Genomic DNA, 23,950 nt, shown 5'->3' on the forward strand with positions numbered 1-23,950 from the left:
ATTCGTGGGCCGCATCAATCGGCGCGCGCCGCGATGCTGATGACCCGGTTGCCCGCATGCAGGCCACATTCCTTGGAGTCCGACGACTCCCACCACCAACGCCCTGCCCTCAGGTCCTCGCCGGGACGGATGGCGCGGGTACAGGGTTCGCAGCCAATGGACGGGTAGCCCTGGTCATGCAGCGGGTTGTACGGAATGCCCAGGGCGCGGATGACGGACCAGACTTCCTCTTCGCTCCACTCGGCCAGTGGATTGAACTTGTAGAGGCCGAAGGTCGGGTCGTCTTCTTCCAGCGGCAGTACGCCGCGGGTGGTGGATTGCGCCCGCCGCTGCCCGGTGATCCAGGCGCCGCGTCCGGCCAGCGCGCGCTTGAGCGGCTCGACCTTGCGGATCTGGCAACAGGCCTTGCGCAATTCCACGCTTTCATAGAACGCATAGGCGCCGTGTTCGGCCACGTGCTGTTCGACCGCGGCCGCCACCGGCCGGTACACGGTGATCTCGCGGCCATAGTGTTCGCGCACGGCGTCCAGCACGCCCAAGGTCTCGGCGTGCAATCGGCCCGTGTCCAGCGTGAAGACTTCCAGGTCCAGGCCGGCGCTGTAGATGGCATGCGTCAACAGTGTGTCCTCGGCCGCCAGCGAGGAGGCCAGCGCGGCGTCCGGGTAGCGCTGCTGCACGTCGGCCAGGCGCGCGCCCAGCTCGCGCCAGCGCGCAGCCAGGCCCGGTTCGAGTTCAGGCAAAAGATCGGTAGTGCTCATGATTGCGTCGCAAAAATGCGCGCCCGCCGCGGACGCGCCAACAGAATTTCGCCATCGCGCAGGCCTAGCTCGCGGTACAGGGACTCGGGCACCTCGGCTTCGATGATGGCGTCGGAATCCTCGCTGGTCAGTTCCAGGTAGGCGCTGGGACCGGCGAGGAAGGCATGCGCCAGGCGCACCGGAATGCCGTCCGCGCCGTCGCGGTAGCGCTCGACCTCGAACTCGTGCGGCCGCACATAGGCGGTAGCGCGCTGGGCTTCGGCCTGCGCCAGTTCCGGCGCGGGCAAGGACAGGCCGGCGCCGCTCCAGACACCGCGCGTGGCAAAGCCCTGCAACTGGTTGACGTCGCCCAGGAAGCCGTAGACGAAGGGCGTGGCCGGCTCTTCCCAGACCTCGCGCGGCGTGCCCACCTGCTCGATGCGGCCCGAGTTCATCAGCACCACGCGGTCCGACACCTCCAGCGCTTCTTCCTGGTCATGCGTGACGAACACACTCGCCACGTTCAGCTCGTCATGCAGGCGGCGCAGCCAGCGCCGCAATTCCTTGCGCACCTTGGCGTCCAGCGCGCCGAACGGCTCGTCCAGCAGCAGCACCCGCGGCTCCACCGCCAGCGCGCGCGCCAGGGCGATGCGCTGGCGCTGGCCGCCGGAGAGCTGCGCGGGATAGCGGTCGGCCAGCCAGTCCAGCTGCACCAGTCCCAGCAGGTCATGCACCTTGCGCTGGATCACGTCTTCCGAGGGGCGCTGCGAACGGTGCTTGACGCGCAGGCCGAAGGCCACGTTCTCGAACACCGTCATATGCTTAAACAGCGCGTAGTGCTGGAACACGAAACCGACCTGGCGCTGGCGCACGTCCACGGCGGTGGCATCTTCGCCCGCGAACAGCACGCTGCCGGAATCGGCCGACTCCAGCCCCGCGATGATGCGCAGCAGCGTGGTCTTGCCACAGCCCGAGGGCCCCAGCAGCGCGACCAGCTCGCCCGTCTCGATGTGCAGCGAGACGTCGTTCAGCGCCCGGAACTGGCCGAAGCGCTTGGATAGATTGCGGACTTCGATACTCATAGCTTGTCTCCTTTCAGGCCGCCGCGTCAGGCCAGGGCCGGCTTGATGGCGGCCGGCTGGCCGGGATACTCGACCGGCAGGTCGGCCGCTTGCTGAAAGCGCGCGTTGCGCCACTCGACGACGTTCTTGGCCACCAGCGTCACCAGCGCCAGCAAGGCCAGCAACGACGCCACGGCGAACGCCGCGGAATACTGGTATTCGTTGTAGAGAATCTCGACGTGCAGGGTCATGGTGTTGGTCAGGCCGCGGATCTGCCCGGACACGACCGACACCGCGCCGAACTCGCCCATGGCCCGCGCGTTGCACAAAATGGCGCCGTACAGCAGACCCCACTTGATGTTGGGCAGCGTCACCCGCCAGAAGATCTGCCAGCCGCTTGCGCCCAGGGTCAGCGCCGCCTGCTCTTCCTCGCTGCCCTGCGCCTGCATCAGCGGAATCAGCTCGCGCGCCACGAACGGAAACGTCACGAACAGCGAGGCCAGCACGATGCCCGGCACGGCGTAGACGATCTTGATGTCGTGCGCCTGGAGCCAGCCGCCGAACCAGCCCTGGGTGCCGAACAGCAGCACGAACACCAGGCCAGCCACCACCGGCGACACCGAGAACGGCAGGTCGATCAGGGTGATCAGGAACTGCTTGCTGCGGAACTGGAACTTGGTGATCGCCCAGGCCGCGGCCACGCCGAACACCAGGTTCAGCGGCAGCGCAATGGCCGCGACCAGCAGCGTCAGGCGGATGGCGGCCAGCGCATCAGGTTCGACGATGGCGTCCAGGTACAGCTGCCAGCCCTTCTTGAAGGCCTCGGCGAACACCGCCGCCAGCGGCACCAGCAGGAACAGCGTCAGGAATCCCAGCGCGATGAAGAGCAGCACGCCGCGCACCCAGCGCGGCTCGGTCAAATGGGCGGGACGGTCCGCGGCGCTCATGCGAGCCTCCCGAGGTTGCGGCGGGCCTGCCAGCCCTGCAGCAGATTGATGACGAGCAACAGCGCGAAGGACAGCACCAGCATCACCGTGGCGATGGCCGCGGCGCCGGCGTAGTCGAATTCCTCGAGCTTGGCGATGATCAGGAGCGGCGTGATCTCGGACACCATCGGCATATTGCCGGCAATGAACACCACCGAGCCGTACTCGCCCACCGCGCGCGCGAAGGCCAGCGCGAAGCCGGTCATCAAGGCCGGCATGATGATGGGCAGCAGCACCCGGCGTATGGTCTGCCAGCGGTTGGCGCCCAGGCTGGCCGCGGCCTCCTCGATCTCGCGCTCCACGTCTTCCAGCACCGGCTGCACCGTGCGCACCACGAAGGGCACGCCGATGAAGATCAGGGCGATGACGATGCCCAGCGGCGTGAACGCCACCTTCCAGCCGAACCAGTCGGCCAGGGGCCCACCCAGCCAGCCCTTCTGCGAGTACAGCGCAGTCAGCGCAATGCCAGCCACGGCGGTGGGCAGCGCGAACGGCAGGTCCACCAGCGCGTCCAGGATCTTCTTGCCCGGAAAGCGATAGCGCACCAGCACCCAGGCCACCACCGTGCCGAACACCAGATTCACCAGCGCCGCGATCAGCGACGCGCCGAAGGTCAGCTGGTACGAAGCCAGCACCCGCGGCGCGGTCACCGTGTCCCAGAATCCCTGCCAGCCCAGCCCCGCGCTCTTGATCGGCAGGGCCGCCAACGGAATGAGCACGAGGATGCTGAGGTACAGCACCGCGTAACCCATCGAGATGCCGAATCCGGGCAGCACGCCCGGGCTGTTGCGCCGAAAGGCAAAAGGCGCTTGCGCGCCGCTTGCCGCCGGGTTCGAGGCTGTCGTCATGGCCGTCGTCCGATCGTCAAGTGCTTATTTCTTTTGCGGCAGGTAGATCTGGTCGAAGGTGCCGCCGTCGCTGAAGTGGTCCTTCTGCGCCTTGCGCCAGCCGCCGAAGATCTTGTCGTCGATGGTCACGAGCTTGACCTTGGGGAACTTGCTTTCGTACTTGGCGGCCACGGTCTTGTCGATGGGCCGGTAGTAGTTCTTGGCGATGATTTCCTGCGCGGCGGGCGTGTAGAGGAACTCCAGGTAGGCCTGCGCCGCGGCGCGGGTGCCCTTCTTGTCCACGACCTTGTCGACCACGGCCACCGGCGGCTCCGCCAGGATGGACAGCGACGGCACCACGATGTCGAACTTGTCCGGGCCCAGCTCTTCGAGCGCCAGGAAGGCTTCGTTTTCCCAGGCCAGCAGCACGTCGCCCACGCCGCGCTCCACGAAGGTGGTGGTGGCGCCGCGCGCGCCGGTGTCCAGCACCGGCACGTGCTTGAGCAGATCGCCCACGAAGGCGCGGGCCTTTTCCTCGCTGCCGCCGTTCTTCTCCAAGGCATAGGCCCAGGCGGCCAGGTAGTTCCAGCGCGCCCCGCCCGAGGTCTTGGGGTTGGGCGTGATGACCTGCACGCCGTCCTTGACCAGGTCGTCCCAGTCCTTGATCTGCTTGGGGTTGCCCTTGCGCACCAGGAACACGATGGTGGAGGTATAGGGCGAGCTGTTCTGCGGCAGGCGGGCCTGCCAGTCGGCCGGCAGCAGCCCGCGGTCGGCGACCGCGTCGATGTCATAGGCCAGAGCCAGGGTCACCACGTCGGCTTCCAGGCCGTCGATCACGGAGCGCGCCTGGCGGCCGGAACCGCCATGCGATTGGCGGATGGTCAGATCGACGTTCGCCTTGTCCTTGTATTGTTTGATGAACGCGTCGTCGATGGCGCGATACAGCTCGCGGGTCGGGTCGTACGAGACATTCAACAGCGTCTGCTTCTGCTGCGCCTGAGCGGGCGCAATCGCGGCAAACGACATCGTCACTGCGGCCAAGGCGGCCAACCAACCGGCTTTCCTGAAAGACATCCCATGCTCCCTGTGTTCGGCAATGTGGGAGCAAGTGTGCTGGCTGGGCGTTCTGAACGGAACGAATCATTATTTGGTTGCTCATCGCTCGCAGGCATATAGGACCAGTGTCCCAGCAATGGGAATTTGCCCTGGCCCCATGCGCGCGCCAATGAAAAACCGCCGCCTCCCCAGGGGGAAGGCGGCGGCTGCGAACGGGGGCCCGCCCCTTCGATTTCCGAATTTACTTATTCGGCTGCGGCGTGATGCGCAGATAGGGACGCACGGCCTTGTAGCCCTTCGGGAACTTCTGCTTGATCACGGCTTCGTCCTGCAGCGACGGAACAATGATCACGTCGTCGCCGTCTTCCCAGTTCACCGGCGTGGCCACGCTGTGGCTGTCGGTCAGCTGCAGGGAGTCGATGACGCGCAGGATCTCGTTGAAGTTGCGGCCGGTGCTGGCCGGATACGTGATGGTCAGGCGCACCTTCTTGTTGGGATCGATGATGAACACCGAACGCACGGTCAGCGTGGCGTTGGCGTTCGGGTGGATCATGTCGTAGAGCTCGGACACCTTGCGGTCCTTGTCGGCCAGGATCGGGAAGTTGACCTTGGTGGACTGCGTGTCGTTGATGTCCTCGATCCACTTGGTGTGCGAATCGGTGCCGTCGACCGACAGCGCCAGCACCTTCACGTTGCGCTTGGCGAATTCATCGGCCAGCTTGGCGGTGTAGCCCAGCTCGGTGGTGCAGACGGGCGTGAAATCGGCCGGGTGCGAGAAAAGTACACCCCAGCTGTTACCCAGATACTCATGGAAGCGGATCGGTCCTGCCGAGGATTCCTGTTCGAAATCAGGGGCAGTGTCGCCCAGGCGTAGATGACTCATGGTGTCTCCTGTGTGCGGAAGCAGGTTGGGGGCTGTCCGCCCGTCGCGGCGGGCGGCGCAGGAACAGCGTTTCTTGGCGGACGCTACCGCCTATGAAACGATTCTTCCATCAAACCTGCAGCCGGGGAAATACGCAAGTCATATAACCTTATGCAATATTCAAACCTGCGCCGCAAGCGTCCGCCACCACGCCCGCGCGCACGGCGGCCGACAGGGCCAGCGCGCGCGGCAGGATATGGGCGCCGTAGAACAATCCGGTCGCCAGCTTGGCCGCATGGAACGGATCGGTGGACCCGGCAGCCAGGTGGCGCCGGCAGACCAGCACGGCGCGCGCCATCTGCCAGCCGCCGTGCACCACGCCGGCCAGCATCAAATAAGGCACGCTGCTGGAATAGACCGCCCTGATATTGGTCGGCGATTGTTCCAGGATGAACTCCACCCCGGCCTCGTAGGCCTGGATGGCGCTGTCCAGGTTGTCGCGCAACAGGCGCAGCCCGTCGCGCTCGCCGGCCGACGCGCGCGTCGCCTCGGCCTCGACCGCGCGCAGCGTTTCCCGCATCGCCGCGATCGCGGCATGGGCCGTGGCGCCGCCGTCGCGCTGCGTCTTGCGGCTGACCAGGTCGTTGGCCTGGATCGCGGTCGTGCCTTCGTAGATGGGCAGGATGCGCGCATCGCGGTAATACTGCGCCGCGCCGGTTTCCTCGATGTAGCCCATGCCGCCATGCACCTGCAGGCCCAGGGACGCAACCTCGACCGCGGTTTCGGTGGAGTAGCCTTTGACGATGGGCACCATGTATTCGTAAAACGCCCGGTTGCGCGAGCGCTGCTCCGGATCCGGATGATGCGTGCCCTTGTCGTGCGCGGCCGCGGTCACGTAGGACACGGCGCGCGCCGCCTCGGTCAGCGCCTTCATGGTCATCAGCATGCGCTGCACGTCCGGATGGCGCACGATGGCCACGGGGCCGGCCGACCCTTCGACGGCGCGGCCCTGCACGCGGTCGCGCGCATAGGCCAGGGCATGCTGGTAGGCGCGTTCGGACACGCCTATGCCCTGTTGCCCCACCGAATAGCGGGCGGCATTCATCATGATGAACATGTACTCCAGGCCGCGGTTCTGCTCGCCGACCAGATAGCCGATGGCGCCCTCGCCCACTTCGCCCTTGTCGGAGCCGTACATGAGCACGGCGGTGGGGCTGCCATGGATGCCCAGCTTGTGCTCCAGGGAGGCGCACCAGACGTCGTTGCGCTTGCCCGGGCTGCCGTCGGCCTGCACCAGGAACTTGGGCACGATGAAGAGCGAGATGCCCTTCACGCCGGCAGGCGCGTCCGGCGTGCGCGCCAGCACCAGATGGATGATGTTCTCGGCCAGGTCGTGGTCGCCATAGGTGATGAAGATCTTCTGGCCCGTCAGCCGGTAGCTGCCATCGCCCTGCTTCACCGCGCGGGTCGCGACCTGCGCCAGGTCCGAGCCAGCCTGCGGCTCGGTGAGGTTCATGGTGCCGGTCCACTTGCCGCCGATCAGTTGCGGCACGTACTGCTTGCGCTGCGCTTCCGACCCGACGGTGAGCAAGGCCTCGATCACGCCGTCCGTCAGCATGGGACACAAGGAAAACGCCAGGCTGGCCGCCTGGATGTTTTCGCCCGGCGCCGCCGCGACCAGCTTGGGCAAGCCCTGCCCGCCCCACTGCGCGGGATGCTGCAAGCCCTGCCAGCCGCCCGCCGCGTAGTCCTTGAAGCCCTGCGCATAACCCGGCGTGGTGGTGACCTGGCCATCCTTCCAGACCGGCGGCTGCGTGTCGCCCGGCACGTTCAGCGGCGCCACGGCCTGCTCGACGAAGCGGCCGTTCTCTTCCAGGATGGCGTCCACCAGATCCGGCGTGACCTCTTCGAAGCCGGGCAGTTTCAAGACTTCATCGAGTCCTGCCAGCTCCTTCAAGGCAAAGCGGAAGTCCTGCAGCGGGGTTACGTAGGGCATGGGGTCTCCATCAATTGGCCGTTTCCAGACTTTCTTTGGCCAATCTTAAACCCTTGCTTCCCTCCTTGCGGGCATAGTCCCCGAACGCGGCCAGGGACGCGGACGGCGTCACTTCCTCGTATCCGGCGGCCATGCCCTGCTGCACATCGGCCAGCGCCAGCACGTCGTTGCTGGCTTTGAACAGCGTGTCCAGCACCTGCGGCGGCGTGCCTTTGGGAGCAAAGATTCCCCACCAGTTGGACACGTCGTAACCGGGCACGGTCTGCGCGATAGTCGGATAGGGCAACAGGCGCGAGGGCTGCCCGGACGTCACCGCCAGCGCCACCACCTTGCCCGTATCGATCACCGACTTGGCCGAGGGCGCCGTGGCGAACGAGATATCGGTGTCGCCCGCCGCCACGGACTGCGCCGCCGCGGCGCCCCCCTTGAACGGAATGTGCATCAGTTTCACGTTGGCAAGCGTCATGAACTCGACCGCGGCCAGGTGCGTGATGACGCCGTTGCCGGACGAGGCGACATTGATGGACCCTGGCTTGCTCTTGGCGCGGTCTATCAAGTCCTGCACGCTTTTCAGCCCCAGCTTCGCATTCGCGATCAAGACCATGGGACCGGTGGTGAGCTGCGCCACGGGCACGAAGTTGTCCGGCGTGTAATCCACCTTGTACAAGGCGCTGTCGCTGCCCATGACGCTGGAATTCCCCAAGTACAGCGTGTAGCCGTCGGCGGCGGCGCGCGCGGCAAGGCTGGCGCCGATCGTGGAACCGGCGCCGGGGCGGTTTTCCACGACCACCGGCTGCTTCAACTGCCTGGCCAGCGCATTCGCATAGACCCGGCCCACCTGATCCGCCCCGCCGCCGGGAGGGAATCCGATTACCAGGGTCAGGGGTTTGGATGGATAAGGGTCGGCGGCATGCGCACCGCCCGGCGTCGCGGACAAGGCGATGGCAGCAAGCAAAACACCACGGACGGCAATAGCAGGTTTCATCAGGGTCTCCTTTGATGGAATCGGAGCCGCTTGTGGCGCGGCTCTCGGTACATGCGCCGGCCGCTTCAGCGGCCGGTGAAATCCGGCGCGCGCTTCTCCTTCCACGCCCGCGCGCCCTCGGCCAGGTCGCGGGACTGCTCGGAACGCAACACCGCCTGTTCGATTCCGGCCAGATCGAGTTCGCCCCGCGCGATGCGGTTCAGGTGCGCTTTCACGCCGAACAGCGGAATCGGGGCCATTGCCGCAATCTGCGCGCTCAAGGCATCCAGCCGGGCCGATAGCATTTCCTGCGGCACCAGCTCGGTCAGGAATCCGATGCGCAGCATTTCTTCGGCCTGGATTTTTTCCGCCGTCAGGAACAGGCGCTTGGCCTGGTCCAGGCCCAGGCGCGTCACATAGCGCGACATGCCGCCCGCGTAGAAGTGCAGGCCCAGGCGCGTGGCCGGCATGAACATGTCGGACTGCGGCGTGCCGATGCGGAAATCGCAGGCCAGGCACAGGTCCGTGCCGCCGCCATAGGCTCCGCCCTGCACCGCCGCGATCGTCACCGGCCGCGCCGCCTCGATCAGGTCCATCGTCTGGCCAAAATAAAGAGAGCTGGGCGCACTATCGGATGCCAAGGACGAAATGTCATAGCCGCTGCAAAAATACTTGCCATCGGATTGGAAGCGCAGCACCCGCAGCGCGTCGTCCGCGTTCACCCTGTCCAGGTGCTCTCTCAGGACCGCCAGGTCCTGCGGCCCGAGCCGGTTGGCATGGCCGGGCCTGCGCAGGCGGATGGTCGCCACGTGGCCGTCGACGGAAAGGCTGGGCGTCTCTGCGGGTGCCGTCATGCGTACGTCTCCGCCTGATGCGCCACGCCCTCGGCCAGCAGCCGGTCGATCTCGGCATCCGCCATCCCGTAGCGGGCGAAGACCTCGCGCGTGTGCTGGCCGAACACGGGCGGGGCGCGGCGGCTCGCCGTCTGCGCGCCGCTCAGGCCCAGGGGCAGGTCCACCTGCCGCAATTCGCCCAGCACCGGATGCGTCAACGAACGGACCAACCCGCAAGCCTGCACCTGAGCATCGGCGAACACATCCTCCAGGGTATTGATGGGCCCGGCGGGAATGCCGCCCTCGATCATCAGCGCGGTCCACTCCATGCGCGTCTTGCGCTTGAGCCCCGCCTCCAGCTCCTGCTTCAATGCATAGCGGTGCTGCATGCGCTCCGCGTTCGTGAGGAACCGCTCGTCCGACACCAGATGGGAGAGTCCGAGAATGCCGCAAAGCCTGACCCACATCGCCTGGGTCGCGGGCGCCAGGTTGAGCGGCCCGTCCGCGGTCTCGAAGGTGCCGTAGGGCGCGATGACCGGATGCACGTTGCCGCAGGGTTCCGGGATCTCTCCCTTGCTGAGATAGCGCTGGCCTTGCACGCTGAGCAACGCCATGAGGCCTGCCAGCAACGAGGTTTCCACATGCTGCCCGCGGCCGGTCGACGCACGCTGCGCGACGGCGGACAGGATCCCTATCGTCAGCCACATGCCCGCGCTCAGGTCGCCGACGGCCACGCCCACCCGCGTCGGCCCCGACTCCGGCGTGCCGGTCAGGCTCATGAAGCCCGAATAGCCTTGCGCGACCTGATCAAATCCGGCCCAGTCCCGCGCCGGCCCCTTGCTGCCGAAGCCGGAAATCGACGCCATGATCAAGCCCGGGTGTTCTTGCGCCAGCGACTCGTATCCCAGGCCCATCGCCTCCATCGTTCCGACCTTGAAGTTCTCGACCACGATGTCGGAAGCCAGGGCCATCTTGCGCAGCAGCGCGACCCCTTCCGGCTTGCGGAAGTCCACGCCTATGCCTTGCTTGCTACGATTGGCGCTAAGATAATAAACACTTATGTCATCATCGAAGGGGCCCCATTGCCGCGCCATCTCGCCCGCCGGCATGGGCTCCACCTTGACGACCTCGGCGCCCAGGTCTCCGAGAATCATCGTGCAGAAAGGCCCAGAAAGGGCCCGAGTCAGATCCAGCACCTTCAGCCCTGCCAATGGCAGACTCATGTTCGTCCTCCCGTGATGCGAAGCCCATTCTAGGCAGCGCCTCACAGGTCCCGAAAATACTGTTTTCCGATCCATTCATAAGATTTTCTTATTCAATGAATCTGCGTCAGCTCAAGTACTTCGTCCGGGTGGTTGAAATGCGCAACATGACCCGGGCCGCCGAAAGCCTGCATGTGGCGCAACCCGCGCTGAGCCAGCAGATGGCGCTGCTGGAGGAAAACCTGGGCGTCGCATTGCTGGTGCGTGGGGTCAAGGGCGCCCAGCCCACCGCGGAAGGCCTGTTGCTGTACCGGCACGCGCAAACCATCCTGCGTCAGGTCGACAGCACCCGCAGCCTGCTGTCCAAGACCGGGGACCAGGTCACCGGCACGGTATCGATAGGACTGGCTTCCAGCACCGCGCGCATGCTGGCTTTGCCGCTGATGCGCCGGGCCAAGGCAGAGCTGCCTTCGGTAGTGCTGGAAATCGTCGATGTGCCCAGCGCGGACCTGACCAAGCTGGTCCTGCAGGGGCGCATCGATTTTTCCCTGTCGCCGGACCAGCAGCCCATGCAGGGCCTGCTGCGCACGCCGCTGCTGCGGGAGAGCCTGTTCCTGCTGGCGCACGCCAGCGTCGCGCTGCCGCGCCGCACCCTGACCATCGCGGACTTCGCCGCCTTGCCCCTGGTGCTGCCCAGCCTGCCCAACACGCTGCGCGCGCGCCTGGACCATGCCTTCCTGACCGCCGGCCTGACCTGCAATCTGTTTGCCGAAGCCAGCACCTCGGCCATCCTCGTCCCCGCGGTGCGCAGCGGCATGGCCGCCACGATCCTGCCCTGTTCGGCCGCGCAGCCCGAAATCGCGGAAGGGTCGATCGTGGCCCATGCGCTGGATGGCACGCTGTCACGCGAACTGGTGCTATGCGCCAGCGAAAGCCTGCCTCCCACGCCAGCGGTGAGCCAGATCATGGCCTTGTGCAAAGACGAAATAAAACGCCTGATCGACGATCAGGCGTGGCAGGGATGCGCGCTGCTGAAGCAGAGTCCGCGCTAACCCAGGTGGTGGGCCAGCGACACGATGATCGGCCCCAGCACCGGCAGCAGCACGTTGGCGATGGCGTACGTCACCGTGTAGCCCAATAGCGGCACGGAACTGCCGCTGGAGGTCAGGATGGCGCTGATGGCCGGCGTGCTGACATGCTGGCCAGCGATCGCGCCGACCAGCAAGGGGCCTTCGATCTTCAGGATCTTGTGGCCCACCCACAACGACAGGCAGGCCGGCCCCAGCGAAACCAGCAAGCCAATGAGGGGCAAGACCGCGCCATGCTCCCGGATCAGCGAGATAGCCTCCGGCCCCGCCGACAAGCCGACGCAGGCCACGAACACCGCCAGCCCCAAGTCCTTCAGCAATTGCACGGCGTGATCCGGCATGTGGCCTATCGAGGGCCGCTTGGCGTTGATCCAGCCGCAGACCAAGCCGCTGACCAGCGCGCCGCCGCCGCTGCCCAACGACACGGGGATGCCCCAGAGCCGCGCGCTCAGGCTGCCGATCAGCAGGCCGGCCAGAATGCCGAAAGCCAGGAACACCAGATCGGTCACGCCGCTGCGCCGCAGCTCGTTGCCCAGCGCCGCGCCGGCCTGGGAGAGTTCAGGTTCGGCGCCGACCAGCGTGACCAGGTCGCCGTACTGCACCACGGTGGCCGGCGTGATCGGCAGCGAATGCCCCGACCGCACGATCGATTGCAGGAAAACGCCGCGCGCGCGCTGGGCGTTCGGCCGCTTCGCCAGCTCGCCGACGGTATGGCCGTTGACGGCCTTCTTGTTGACGATGACGGCCAGTTCGCTCAGTTGCAGGTCGTCGGCGTGCGCCTCCGGCAGCTGGATCTCCGGCCCGATGACCGTGCCCGCCCGCAGTGCGAAGCGCCGCAGGCCCAGCACCACCACGATGTCGCCCGTGGCCAGCATGTCGTCCGGCGTGGCGTCCACCGCCTCGCCGTTGCGCAGGATGCGGCTGATGACCGTGCGTCCGCCCAGCGCGGCCTCGACCTCGGCCACGCGCTTGCCGTCCGCATCCTTGACAACATGCGAGCGCCCCACGAGCCGCGGCAAGGTGGGCATGTTCGATTCTTCGCCTTCGCCGGCCGCCACGCCCAACTTTTCCTCCAGGGCCTTGGAGGCTTCGCGCAGGTTCATGCGCAACAGCGCCGGCGCGATCTGGCTGGTGAAGAACACGATGCTGATCAGGCCGACCAGGTAGGTCAGCGTGTAGGCCGTGGCGATGTTGGCTTCCATGCGCTGGACCTCGGCGTCGGCCAGGCCCAGGTGCTTGAGCGCCTCGGCCGCCGTGCCGACCACGGCCGATTCGGTGGCCGCGCCGGCCGCAAGGCCCGCCGCCGTCCCCGCATCCAGGCCGAACAGCGGCACCGCCGCCAACACGATCGTCAACACCAGCAAGGCTTCGATGACGGGCAGCGCAATGTAGCGCAGGCTGGAGCGGTTCAGATTGGCGAAGAACTGCGGCCCGCCCGAGTACCCCATCGCGAAAATGAACAGGGCGAACGCGACTTCCTTCAGGTCGCCGCGCATCTGGCAACCCGTCTGGCCGATCAGCAAGGCGACGATGAGTGTTCCGCACACTCCGCCCAGCTGGATCGGCCCGACCTTGAGCTTGCCGATCAGGTATCCCAATCCCACCGTCACAAACAGCACTGCGATGGGAACGCTATTGAAAAACCCGACCGTGCAAGTCATGTCGTCATGTCGCCTTGGAGGTTGCTGGCAGGCTTGCCTACTTGCGCGCTGCGGCCTTCTTGGCGGACTTCGCCGCCGTGCCGGCCTTCTTCACTGTCTTCTTGACCGCCTTCTTGGCCGCCGCGGTCTTGCCCGCCGCCTTGCGCTTGGCCGCAGGCGCCTTCGTCGTCTGGCCTTTGCCGGCCTTGGGACCCGAACGCACCAGCTCGCCGGCCTTCCACGCTTCGACGTACTCGGTCGCGGCTTCGACCATGTGCTTGCCGATCTTGGCGTAGTCGCCGTCGTCCAGGTTCGCCAGCGACACGCGGATCGACCACGGCGGGCCGCCGAAGCCGCCGCCGTCCATCAGCACCACGCCGGATTTCTCGGCCAGGCGGAACAGGAAGTCGACGGGTTCGTAGTTGGACATCATGTACTTGCAGAACGCTTCGCCGTACGTGATCTTGGCCCAGACCATGAAGTCCAGCTCGACGTAGTACCAGGCGCGCATCGGATCCTCGGGCGGCATGGGTATGCCCAGGCCGCGCCACAGCGCATCGCGGCGCGCGCGCACGATCTTCATCGTCAGGTGCTTGTAGGAGTCCTTCAGGTCCATCAGGTGCGACAGCGCGAAGAATCCCATCTGCACCTGCTGCGGCAGGGACAGGCCCGCGGTATGGTTCAGCGCGACGTTGCGGCTGTCGGCCACCAGCCGGTCGATGAACTTGAGCTTTTCGGGCTCCATCGTCATGGCGCCATAGCGCTTGTTCAGGCGCTGTTTCCAGGACGCCGGCAGTTCGGCGATGCGGCGGTCCATGGTGTTCTTTTCATGGGTCGCGATCACGCCCAGGCGCCATCCGGTGCAACCGAAATTCTTCGAGAACGAGTACACGCATATCGTGTTGTGCGGCACTTCAGCCATCAGCGAGCGGAAGTTCGGCACGAAGGTGCCGTACACATCGTCGGTCACCAGCACCAGGTCCGGATTCTTGCGGATCAGGCGCACGATCTGCTTCATCTCGACGGGGCTGAACGCCACCGACGGCGGGTTGCTGGGGTTGACCGTGACCGCCAGCTTGATCTTGGGATTCTCCAGCTTGGCGATTTCCGAAGCCGGATAGTGCCAGTCGTGCGTGCCGTCGGCCCGCAAGCTGCTGGCGTTGATGGGCACGATCTTGAACTGGAAGCGCTCCAGATGCGAGATCTCGATATAGGGCGTGAAGGTCGGTAGGAACAGCGCGATGGTGTCGCCCTGCTTCAGTAGACCGTTCTGCATCAGCGAGTCGAAGATGTAGCACATGGCCGCCGTGCCGCCTTCGACCGGGAACAGGTCGAACTTGCCCTTGGGCGGACGGCCGTCGCACATTTCCTTGATCAGATAATCGTGCACGATCTGTTCAAGGTGAACCAGCGCGCGCGGCGGCACGGGATAGTTGTCGCCAATGATGCTGTCCGTCAGTTCGTGGATCCAGGCGTCGGGGTCGAACCCCTTGACCTTGACGCCGTACTCCAGCACGCCGGCCAGGAAGTCATAGCCGTCCATGCCCTTGTGCTTGGACAGGAACTTGCGCAATCTGTCGGCGCAGCCCTTCTTCGCTGGCATGCCCGCCAGAATGGACTCGTCGCGCACGCGGCGCGCCTCCTTCATCGCGAACTGGCCCATCAGGAAGAAGGCGTCGCGCGGTTCGGTGGCGATCCAATTCGGGTTGCCGCGGCCCGCGTTCAGCATGGTGATCGCGGCGGTGTGCTGGTTGTCCTTGGCCAGCGTGATCAGATAGTCCTTCAGTTCGAAGGGGGAAAGCTGTTCGAGGTCGCGCTGGCGCGAACGGGTTGTTTTCAGGGCCGAGGCCAGGTTGACGGTAAGAGGCGCGGTGGAAGCCATTGTTCTGTACTCCTGGTTTGCGTGGTGACAAGCGCTAGGCGGGCGTCGCCGGCCGGGCCGGCGCGCCTGCAATGCGCCCCGCAAGCAGCGGGGCTTGCGGGGCGCATTGCTAGGACATGAGCATGACGATGACAATCCCCCAGATGATGAGCAGGGTATTGCCGATGGCGTAAGGCACCGTGTAGCCCAGGGCGGGCACCTGGCTCTTCGCCGTTTCAGTGATCTGGCCGATGGCCGCCGTGGTGGTTCGGGCGCCGGCGCAGACTCCCAGCGCGATGGCGGGATGGAACTTGAACACATAGCGCGCGATGAATACGCCCACGATCATCGGCACGCTTGTCGCGATGATGCCCGCGATGAAGAGCTTGGCGCCCAATTGCTGGAAGCCCAGCACGAATCCCGGCCCGGACGATATGCCCACGACTGCGACGAAGGTCGTAAGGCCCACGGATGTCAGGAACCAGTGCACCGGTTCCGGCACCCGGCCGAAGGTCGGATGCACCGAACGCAGATAGCCGAAGATCAGCCCGGAAATCAGCGCGCCCCCGGAGGTCGACAAGGTGATGGGAACGCCGCCCACGGTCATCACCAACGAGCCGAACAGGCCGCCCAGCAGGATGCCGAAACCGACGAAGACCATATCGGTCTGGCTGGTGGCGCGATCCACATAGCCCAGCCTGCCAACCACGCGTTCAACATCGCGCTTGGCGCCCAGCACGAACAGGCGGTCGCCTCGGTCGAGCTTCAGGCCCCAGTTGATCGGCATGTCGTGGCCGCCGCGCACGACCTTGCGCAGGAACACGCCGCGTCCCAGCTCACGGCCCGCTTCGCTGTCCGCGATTTCCTTGATGGTCTTGCCAGCAATGTTCTTGTTGGTCAGGACGACTTCGACGACCTCGGCGGGCATGTTGATCAGGTCGCGGTCCTCGACTTCGGTGCCGATGATGCCGGCGGCCTGCGTGACCAGCGCATCATGCCTGCCGGTCACGCCCAGCACGTCGCCTTGCTGCAGCACCGTCTTGGCATCGCTGTCGATGATCTGGTCGCCGCGCCGGATGCGTTCCACGAACACGCGGGCTTCGACAAAGCGGGACTCCAGCTCTCCCACCGTCTTGCCGGCGAACTCCGGACGGTCCAGCTTATAAGCGCGCGCGATGAACTTGCGGTAACCCGACAATTCCATCGAATCGGCGCCGCCGGACATCTTGGCCTCGTATTCCTGGCACTCCTTGACGATGTCCACGCGCATGAGCTTCGGGCCCAGGGAAGCCAGTATCCAGGCGCTTCCCACCGTGCCGAAGATGTAGCAGACCGCATAGGCGACCGGAATGCTGTCGATCCATTTCTTCTTGGTGGCTGCGTCTATGCCCAAGCCGTTGATGGTGTCCGTCGCCACGCCCATGACCGCGGAAATGGTCTGAGCCCCGGACAGCAGGCCTGCGCCGGTGCCGGCATCGAAGCCGAAGCCCACGGCTGTCGCCCATGTCACCAACAAGCAGATCACGCATAGAAGGACGGCGAAGATGACCTGGGGAAGGCCATCGCTTTTCATGCCTCGGAAGAACTGCGGTCCGACGCCGTAACCCAGACCGAAGAGGAACAGCAGGAAGAAAACCTGCTTGAGGATGGGAGCGATCGTGATATTGAGCTGTCCCACCAGCACGCCCACCAACAGCGTGCCGGTCACGGCTCCCAGATTGAATCCGAAAATCTTCTTGGCGCCTATCCAATACCCGACACCCAGGGTAAGGAAGATCGCAAGTTCCGGATATTTTCGCAGAGTGTCAAAGAACCATTCCATCCCGAATCTCCTTCGTTCTGTACAGGTCGAGCACTTGCGCGAATCTAGCTGCGCGCGGAACACATTATCAGAATCTTTCGAGAAATCAAAAGATTTGGAACACCGACATCACAAGATGTGTAGTCCTGGCGTCAAAAAATAAAAAAAGCCCGCCAGCGCAAAGCTGGCGGGCCTTCAATCGTGCTGCGCGTTGCGGCTTACAGCGCGCTGGTCAGTTCGGGTACGACCTGGAACAGATCGCCCACCAAACCATAATCGGCCACGCCGAAGATCGGCGCTTCCGGGTCCTTGTTGATGGCCACGATGACCTTCGAATCCTTCATGCCGGCCAGATGCTGGATGGCGCCCGAGATACCAACCGCCACGTACAACTGCGGGGCGACGATCTTGCCGGTCTGACCGACTTGCCAGTCGTTAGGCGCGTAGCCCGCGTCAACCGCGGCGCGCGAGGCGCCGAGCGCCGCGCCCAGCTTGTCGGCCAGCGGATCCAGGATCTTGAAGTTCTCGGCGCTGCCCAGGCCGCGGCCGCCGGAGACGACGACGCGCGCGCCGGCCAGTTCCGGACGGTCGCTCTTGGCGACTTCGCGGCCCACGAAGGTGGACAGGCCCGAATCGGCCACGGCGGCAATTTCTTCCACCGCGCCCGAACCGCCTTGCGCGGCCACGGCGTCAAAGCCGGTGGTGCGCACGGTGATGACCTTGACGGCGTCGACCGACTGCACCGTGGCAATCGCGTTGCCGGCGTAGATCGGGCGCTGGAAGGTGTCGGCCGATTCCACGCCGATGATGTCGGAGATCTGCGCCACGTCCAGCTTGGCGGCCACGCGCGGGGCCACGTTCTTGCCCGAGGCGGTCGCCGGGAACAGGATGTGGCTGTAGCCCGAGGCCACGGCCAGCACCTGGGCGGCGACGTTTTCGGCCAGGCCGTCGGCCAGCTGCGGCGCGTCGGCCAGCAGGACCTTGGCGACGCCTGCGGCGGCGGCGGCCTGGTCGGCCACGGCGCGCGCGTTGGCGCCAGCGACCAGCACGTGCACGTCGCCTCCGATCTTGGCGGCGGCGGCGACGGCGTTCAGGGTTGCGCCCTTGAGCTGGGCGTTATCGTGTTCGGCAATAACCAGCGTCGTCATGTTCAGACCACCTTCGCTTCGTTCTTGAGTTTGTCCACCAGGGCCGCGACATCGGCCACCTTGATGCCGGCCTTGCGGGCGGGCGGCTCGCTGACCTTCAGCGTCTTCAGGCGCGGCGCGGCGTCCACGCCCAGTTCTTCTGGCGTGACGGTGTCCAGCTGCTTCTTCTTGGCCTTCATGATGTTCGGCAGCGTGACGTAGCGCGGCTCGTTCAGGCGCAGGTCGGTGGTGACGATGGCCGGCAGCTTGAGCGTCAGCGTTTCCAGGCCGCCATCCACTTCGCGCGTGACCGTGACCTTGCCGTCGGCCAGCTCGACCTTGCTGGCGTACGTGGCTTGCGGCCAGTCCAGCAGCGCGGCCAGCATCTGGCCGGTCTGGTTGGCGTCGTCGTCGATGGCTTGCTTGCCCAGGATCACCAGTTGCGGCTGTTCCTTGTCGACCAGCGCCTTCAACAGCTTGGCCACGGCCAGCGGCTGCAGTTCGGCGTCGGTCTGCACCAGCACGCCGCGGTCGGCGCCAATGGCCATGGCCGTGCGCAGCGTTTCCTGGCATTGCGCAACGCCGCAAGAAACCGCCACGACTTCAGCGACAGCACCCTTTTCCTTCAGGCGGGTCGCTTCTTCGACGGCGATTTCGTCAAAGGGGTTCATGGACATCTTCACATTGGCGATATCCACGCCGGTTTGATCAGACTTGACGCGCACCTTGACGTTGTAGTCAACGACGCGCTTGACAGGTACCAAAACCTTCATCCCGCTGCCTCCAAATGGAAAAATAATTACCCGGCATGCGCCGGGATCGCATTGCACAATTTTTTCTTGATTCTACAGCTTCGCCAGCGCTCGTATATGGGCGACCACGCTGCGGCCCAGGGCCGACAAGTTGTAACCGCCCTCCAGCGTGCTGACGATCCGCCCCTGGCAATGGCGCTCGGCCACCGCCACGAGTTGTTCGGTGATCCAGGCGTAATCGGCCTCGACCAGGCCCATCTGGCCCATGTCGTCCTCGCGGTGCGCGTCGAAGCCGGCCGATACCAGGATCAGCTCGGGCCGGTGCGCTTCCAGCGCCGGCAGCCAGGTGTCGGTGACGATGGTCCTGACCGCGGCCCCGCCCGTGTAGGCGGCCACGGGAACGTTCAGCATGTTCGAGGCCGGATGCTCGGCGCCGCTGTTGGGAAAGAACGGGTGCTGGAAGAAGCTGCACATCAGCACCCGGTCGTTGCCGGCGAAGATGTCTTCGGTGCCGTTGCCGTGGTGCACATCGAAATCGACGATGGCCACGCGCGACAGGCCGTGGAAGTCCAGCGCATGTTGCGCTGCAATGGCGACGTTGTTCAGAAAGCAGAACCCCATGGCCTGGGAACGGCAGGCGTGGTGCCCCGGAGGCCGCACCGCGCAGAACGCCGTGCGGGCTTCCCCGCCCATCACGGCATCCACAGCCGCCACGCCTGCCCCGGCCGCGTACAGAGCGGCCTCGTAGGTGTGGGGGTTCATCAAGGTATCCGGATCGATAGGGAAATACCCTTGCTCCGGCAAATGTTCGCGCAAACTGTTCAGATACTGGACAGTGTGCACCCGCAATATGTCATGGCGGGATGCCTGCGGCGCCTGGCGGTCATCCAGGTAAGGCATCAATCCGCTGGCCAGCAACTGGTCTGAAATGGCGTCCAGCCTCTGGGGGCTTTCGGGATGCCAGCTGCCCATTTCATGCAGGCGGCATGCCGGGTGGGTAAGATACATGGTCTCCATAAGGAAGATTATGTTCATCTGTCGGCGATTACTGCAACTCGGAACGCTCTCCGCCCTGCTGGCGGGCTGCTCCACCACCGCCCCCTCTGCCCCCAATACCGTCGCCGGCCAGCCGGCCGCCGAATCAACCCCGGCCCCCATCCGCATCGGACCCAGCGCGCCGACACCTGGATCCGAACTGGCGGACGACGCTCCCGCCGCGCTGGGCGCCAATGGTGCACTGCGGCCTGAAGTCCGCTCCTTCGTGGAAAACCTGGCCACCGAGCGCCAGCTGCCGCTGGATCCCATGGTCGCCGCGCTGGCCGGTTCACGCTACAACGCCACCGTCGCGCGCCTGATCGCGCCGTCGCCGCCGGGCAAGAAGATCTGGCGCAGCTGGCTGACCTACCGCTCGCGCTTCGTCGAACCCAAGCGCATCGGCTGGGGCGTGGAGTTCTACAACGAGAACCGCGACCTGCTCAACCAGGCGGCGCAGCGCTTCGGCGTTCCGGCGCCGGTGATCGCCTCCATCATCGGCGTGGAAACGCTGTACGGCCGCAATATGGGCAATTTCCGCGTGCTGGACGCGCTGACCACGCTGGCCTTCGACTATCCGGACCCCGCCAAGCCCGAGCGCGCCACCATGTTCCGCGGCCAACTGGCCGATTTCCTGACCCTGGTCATGAAAGACAAGCTGGACCTGGAAACGCGCGGCTCCTATGCCGGCGCCATCGGCATGCCTCAGTTCATGCCCACCAGCGTCATGCATTACGCCGTGGACGGCGACGACAATGGCCATATCGACCTGAGCAACAACACCCGCGACGCCATCATGTCGGTGGGCAGCTTCCTGTCGCAGCATGGCTGGCAGCGCGGCCTGCCGGTGTTCGCGCCCGTGGTGCTGCCCGCCGATCCTACCGCGCTGGTCGACGGCGGACTGGAACCCAAGCAAAGCTGGGGCACGCTCACGGCGGCCGGCGCGCGCCTGCAGGCGGGCGCCTCTGCCGCTGGCTGGGGCAGCCAGCCGCTGGGGGTCGTCGACCTGGTCGAGGAAGCCAGGGGCACGGCGCAATATCGTGTCGGCACACCCAACTTCTTCGCCTTGACGAAGTACAACCGCAGCTACTTCTACGCGACGTCCGTGGCGGATCTGGCCAACGAGATCGAAGCGCGCGTGGGCCGCTGACAGCGCTTGAAGCCGCGGCGTTCAACGCCGCGGCACGCCTTTACACCGTCGCGACCGGCGTCGCGGGCGAACCCACGGCGCCAGGCAGGTTCAACGGCGGCGCCGTCAGCAGGAAGCGGCTGCGGCCGTTGGCCGTGAGCCAGCGCGCCAGCGCCCCCAGGTACCACATCTCGCCTATCGGCATGCCGAGCTTGAAGATGCAATGGTGGTGCAAGGGCAGCGCCGCGCAGCAGGCATTGGGCTTCTGCGTGGGATAGATTTCAAGCGCATGGTTGTCCGACGCCATGGCCGCCACCTGCGAGTCGGTGATCCACTGCAGCAGCTTCTCGTCGCTGCCGTCCAGGCCGGCGCAGATCTCGTGCAGCGTATGGGGGTCCGGCTCGCGGTTCTTTTCCAGCAGCGCGTCGCCGAATTCCGTATGGAACAGCACGATATCGCCGCGCTCGATCTCGATCCGGTCTGCTTCCAGTATGCGCATCAGGTCGTCGTAGCCGACCGACTTCTGCTCCCGCCCGTAATGGCGCGCCAGGTCAACCATCACGCCACGGGTCTGCAGGCACGATTCGGCCAGTTGGGTAATGTCCAGCTTCTTGGCGTTGGAGGCCGGCCCCTGGCCCAGGTCGGTCTTGGCGTAGCCATTGTCCACGTCGTAATCCACCGGCCCCACCACATGCTCGTTGGGCCGGTAGCCGTTGTAGTAGACGCGTTCGGGCAAGCCGTCGCCATTGGCGTCGAACAGCGCGCCCACGTGCGCCAGCGAATCCCATTGCGTTGAGTACTGCAAGCTCATTTCGACGATGTCGTCGCTGAGCACGTCGACGCATCCCGGACGCAGGCGCCCCAACGGGAAATTCAGGTACTGGTCGCCATCCCTTTCGGTGGGACGCAGCTTGGGCGGATGACGCCGGACGTTCACGCCGTTCCCGCCTGGGTAATCCAGCGGCAGCGACAGGCAGAAACTCAGTCCCTCGCGGACTTCGCGTATGCCGCTCAGCACGTTCGCGGGGGTGATGTAATTCAGGCAACCTCGCTGGTCATCAGGCCCGAAATCTCCCCAGTTCGATCCCTCAGGACGGTTCTTCCATCTCATGCGTTGCAACTCCTGGCCGATTGAATGCTGTTTGACATAAATTTATCACGTATAGGATACTAACATCATGGATGTGAAAACCGCAGGCCGAGTGCTGGATGTGCTGAACCTCTTCGCCGAGGCGCAGAAGCCCTTGCTGTACAGCGAAATCGCGGCCCAGATGGGGATACCGCTGTCGAGTTGCCACGGGCTCCTGAAGACCATGGTGGCGCGCGGCTATCTCTATGAAATCGGCAAGAAGCACGGCTATTACCCGACCCAGAAACTGATCCACGTGGCCACCTTGATCTGCCATAGCGACCCGCTGAACGCGGTGATCGAGCCGGTGCTGGCCCGGGTACGGGACCTCACGGGCGAAACGGCCTTGCTGGCCAAGCTGGCCGACGACAAGGTCGTGTACCTGATCGTCGCCGAGTCCAAGCAGACGATCCGCTTCTCGCACCAGCCGGGCGGCTTCAAGGCGGTGCATGCGACCAGCTCCGGCAAGGCGCTGCTGTCGGTACTGCCCCAGGAAGAACGGCAGAAGTGGTTCAAGGCCTACAGCGGTTTTGCCGCCTACACGGACAGCACGCTCACCAGCCAGGAGGCCTTCGACCGCGACCTGGAAGCGGGCGTGGCGCGCGGCTGGCAGCGCTCGGTGGGCGAGAACGTCGAGGACGTGATGTCCATTTCGCTCGGATTCCGGGCATACGAACAACCCTTTGCCATCGTGGTGGCCGGCCCGCTGAGCCGGATGCTGAAGAACGAAGCCACCACGGGGAAACAGCTGGCCGAGGTCAAGGCGATGCTGCAGGCAGCGCTGCCCTCGGCCAATCTCACCTTTGTAGGAGTAGACAGTAGATGAACAAACGCACCTTCCTCGCCGCGGCATGCTCGGCGCTCGCCACGGCGGCCCTGCCGGCGGCAAACGCCTACGCGCAGTCGGCCTATCCGGACAAGCCCATCCGCGTGATCATGCCGTGGGCGGCAGGCGGACCGACGGACGTGGTTGGCCGCGTGATCGCGGTCCAGATGGGGGAAATCCTGGGCCAGCCGCTGGTGATCGAAACCCGCGCGGGGGCCAGCGGCACCATCGGCACGGCCCAGGTCGCCAAGGCGCCTGGCGACGGCTATACCTTGCTGATGAACCCTTCGGTGCAGGGCATCTATCCGGCCCAATTCAAGAATCTGAGCTTTGACCCGATCAAGGACTTCCAGATGGTGGGCGTGCTGGGAACGGTGCCCATGGTGGCCGTCGTGCCGCCCGACTCGAAGTTCAAGACCTTCGGCGAACTGATCAAGCAGGGCCAGGCCCAGCCCGGCTCGCTGACCTTCGCTTCGCCCGGCGTCGCCACCTTGCCGCACCTGGCGGGCGAGCTGATCAACACCTCCACCAAGGCCAAGATCACCCACGTCGGCTACCGTGGCAGCAGCCCGGCGCTGACCGACGTCGCCGGCGGCCATGTGGACCTGATGTACGCGCCGCTGGCGCCGGCCCTGCCGCTGATCCAGAGCGGCAAGATCCGCCCGATCGCCGTGACGACCAAGACGCGCCTGGCCGAACTGCCCGACGTGCCGACCATCGCGGAAAGCGTCCTGCCGGGCTTCGACATCGTCACCTGGTACGGCATGTGGGCGCCCAAGGACACGCCGCAGCCCATCATCGCCAAGCTGAACAAGGCCATGCTAGAAGCGTCTCAATCGCCCAAGGTGGTGGAAGCGCTGAAGTCGCAAGGCACCCTGCCCAGCGCCATGAGCTACCAGGAAGCGGAAGCCTTCAACCTCGCGGAAAGCAAGCGCTGGATCAAGGTGATGCAGGACGCGGGCATCCAGCCCGAGTAAGCACGCAACAAGCCGGGGCGCTCGCTGCGCCCTTCCAATGAAAAACCGCCATGCCCGGAAAACC

21 protein-coding genes are annotated in these 23,950 nt (G+C 65.4%); 4 read left to right on the plus strand and 17 right to left on the minus strand.

The features are described from left to right. Positions 1–14 precede the first annotated feature (14 nt). The 10 genes from FOC84_RS03855 to FOC84_RS03900 all read right to left on the minus strand — a co-directional run bounded on the left by FOC84_RS03855 (position 15) and on the right by FOC84_RS03900 (position 10,545). The gene (locus tag FOC84_RS03855; protein ID WP_173143256.1) at positions 15–758 is read right to left on the minus strand and encodes a phosphoadenylyl-sulfate reductase; all 744 of its coding nucleotides are present in this window, start codon (positions 756–758) and stop codon (positions 15–17) included. Continuing rightward, the gene (locus FOC84_RS03860; protein ID WP_173143257.1) at positions 755–1,819 is read right to left on the minus strand and encodes a sulfate/molybdate ABC transporter ATP-binding protein; all 1,065 of its coding nucleotides are present in this window, start codon (positions 1,817–1,819) and stop codon (positions 755–757) included. The genes FOC84_RS03855 and FOC84_RS03860 overlap by 4 nt, the downstream gene beginning before the upstream one ends. Positions 1,820–1,845: 26 nt before the next feature. Further along, on the minus strand, positions 1,846–2,745 hold the full coding sequence (gene cysW, locus FOC84_RS03865) for a sulfate ABC transporter permease subunit CysW (RefSeq protein WP_173143258.1): 900 nt from the start codon (positions 2,743–2,745) through the stop codon (positions 1,846–1,848). After that, positions 2,742–3,632 (minus strand): sulfate ABC transporter permease subunit CysT, encoded by an 891-nt coding sequence (gene cysT, locus FOC84_RS03870; protein ID WP_173143259.1) that lies wholly within the window; start codon positions 3,630–3,632, stop codon positions 2,742–2,744. Before cysT ends, cysW begins: the two co-directional genes overlap by 4 nt. A gap of 24 nt (positions 3,633–3,656) precedes the next feature. Further along, complete coding sequence (locus tag FOC84_RS03875) at positions 3,657–4,637, minus strand: sulfate ABC transporter substrate-binding protein (RefSeq protein WP_254241993.1); 981 nt, start codon at positions 4,635–4,637, stop codon at positions 3,657–3,659. Positions 4,638–4,908: 271 nt separating this feature from the next. Then, on the minus strand, positions 4,909–5,550 hold the full coding sequence (locus tag FOC84_RS03880; RefSeq protein ID WP_042792543.1) for a peroxiredoxin: 642 nt from the start codon (positions 5,548–5,550) through the stop codon (positions 4,909–4,911). 148 nt (positions 5,551–5,698) lie between these two features. Next, entirely contained in the window at positions 5,699–7,525 is a 1,827-nt protein-coding gene (locus FOC84_RS03885; protein WP_173143261.1) for an acyl-CoA dehydrogenase, read from the minus strand. A gap of 10 nt (positions 7,526–7,535) precedes the next feature. Beyond that, positions 7,536–8,510 (minus strand): tripartite tricarboxylate transporter substrate-binding protein, encoded by a 975-nt coding sequence (locus FOC84_RS03890; protein ID WP_173143262.1) that lies wholly within the window; start codon positions 8,508–8,510, stop codon positions 7,536–7,538. Positions 8,511–8,575: 65 nt separating this feature from the next. Continuing rightward, positions 8,576–9,343, minus strand: coding sequence for an enoyl-CoA hydratase/isomerase family protein (locus tag FOC84_RS03895; RefSeq protein ID WP_173143263.1), 768 nt, complete (start codon positions 9,341–9,343; stop codon positions 8,576–8,578). Beyond that, positions 9,340–10,545, minus strand: coding sequence for a CaiB/BaiF CoA transferase family protein (locus FOC84_RS03900; protein WP_173143264.1), 1,206 nt, complete (start codon positions 10,543–10,545; stop codon positions 9,340–9,342). The genes FOC84_RS03895 and FOC84_RS03900 overlap by 4 nt, the downstream gene beginning before the upstream one ends. Before the next feature lie 95 nt (positions 10,546–10,640). Here FOC84_RS03900 and FOC84_RS03905 point away from each other — a divergent pair, with 95 nt between their 5' ends. Next, positions 10,641–11,576, plus strand: a complete 936-nt coding sequence (locus FOC84_RS03905) for a LysR substrate-binding domain-containing protein (protein ID WP_173143265.1) — start codon at positions 10,641–10,643, stop codon at positions 11,574–11,576. Here the strand turns inward: FOC84_RS03905 and aspT (FOC84_RS03910) are convergent. The 6 genes from aspT (FOC84_RS03910) to FOC84_RS03935 form a co-directional block, all read right to left on the minus strand. After that, a complete protein-coding gene (aspT, locus tag FOC84_RS03910; RefSeq protein WP_173143266.1) occupies positions 11,573–13,273 on the minus strand; it encodes an aspartate-alanine antiporter in 1,701 nt (566 codons plus the stop codon). The two genes, FOC84_RS03905 and aspT (FOC84_RS03910), sit on opposite strands and share 4 nt — an antisense overlap. Before the next feature lie 37 nt (positions 13,274–13,310). After that, positions 13,311–15,134, minus strand: coding sequence for a bifunctional aspartate transaminase/aspartate 4-decarboxylase (locus tag FOC84_RS03915; protein ID WP_173143267.1), 1,824 nt, complete (start codon positions 15,132–15,134; stop codon positions 13,311–13,313). Positions 15,135–15,243: 109 nt separating this feature from the next. Further along, entirely contained in the window at positions 15,244–16,935 is a 1,692-nt protein-coding gene (gene aspT, locus FOC84_RS03920; RefSeq protein ID WP_173143268.1) for an aspartate-alanine antiporter, read from the minus strand. 197 nt (positions 16,936–17,132) lie between these two features. Next, positions 17,133–18,062 carry an electron transfer flavoprotein subunit alpha/FixB family protein gene (locus FOC84_RS03925; protein WP_173143269.1) on the minus strand — a complete coding sequence of 310 codons (930 nt, stop codon included), beginning with the start codon at positions 18,060–18,062 and terminating at the stop codon, positions 17,133–17,135. 2 nt (positions 18,063–18,064) lie between these two features. Then, the gene (locus FOC84_RS03930; RefSeq protein WP_173143270.1) at positions 18,065–18,814 is read right to left on the minus strand and encodes an electron transfer flavoprotein subunit beta/FixA family protein; all 750 of its coding nucleotides are present in this window, start codon (positions 18,812–18,814) and stop codon (positions 18,065–18,067) included. Between the two features lie 72 nt (positions 18,815–18,886). Further along, a complete protein-coding gene (locus FOC84_RS03935) occupies positions 18,887–19,810 on the minus strand; it encodes a histone deacetylase family protein (protein WP_173143271.1) in 924 nt (307 codons plus the stop codon). A gap of 10 nt (positions 19,811–19,820) precedes the next feature. Between FOC84_RS03935 and mltB the strand changes: the two genes are divergently transcribed. Further along, on the plus strand, positions 19,821–20,975 hold the full coding sequence (mltB, locus tag FOC84_RS03940; RefSeq protein WP_173143272.1) for a lytic murein transglycosylase B: 1,155 nt from the start codon (positions 19,821–19,823) through the stop codon (positions 20,973–20,975). A 40-nt stretch (positions 20,976–21,015) separates the two neighbouring features. Here mltB and FOC84_RS03945 read toward each other — a convergent pair whose 3' ends face one another. After that, the gene (locus tag FOC84_RS03945) at positions 21,016–22,065 is read right to left on the minus strand and encodes a cyclase family protein (RefSeq protein WP_173143273.1); all 1,050 of its coding nucleotides are present in this window, start codon (positions 22,063–22,065) and stop codon (positions 21,016–21,018) included. Positions 22,066–22,132: 67 nt separating this feature from the next. On the opposite strand from FOC84_RS03945, the gene FOC84_RS03950 reads away from it, so the two are divergent. Together FOC84_RS03950 and FOC84_RS03955 are read left to right on the plus strand one after the other, a co-directional pair. Continuing rightward, positions 22,133–22,909 (plus strand): IclR family transcriptional regulator, encoded by a 777-nt coding sequence (locus FOC84_RS03950; RefSeq protein WP_173143274.1) that lies wholly within the window; start codon positions 22,133–22,135, stop codon positions 22,907–22,909. Beyond that, the gene (locus tag FOC84_RS03955) at positions 22,906–23,886 is read left to right on the plus strand and encodes a Bug family tripartite tricarboxylate transporter substrate binding protein (RefSeq protein WP_173143275.1); all 981 of its coding nucleotides are present in this window, start codon (positions 22,906–22,908) and stop codon (positions 23,884–23,886) included. Before FOC84_RS03950 ends, FOC84_RS03955 begins: the two co-directional genes overlap by 4 nt. Positions 23,887–23,950 lie beyond the last annotated feature (64 nt).

The sequence above is a fragment of the Achromobacter pestifer genome (assembly GCF_013267355.1).
GTDB lineage: Bacteria > Pseudomonadota > Gammaproteobacteria > Burkholderiales > Burkholderiaceae_B > Achromobacter > Achromobacter pestifer_A.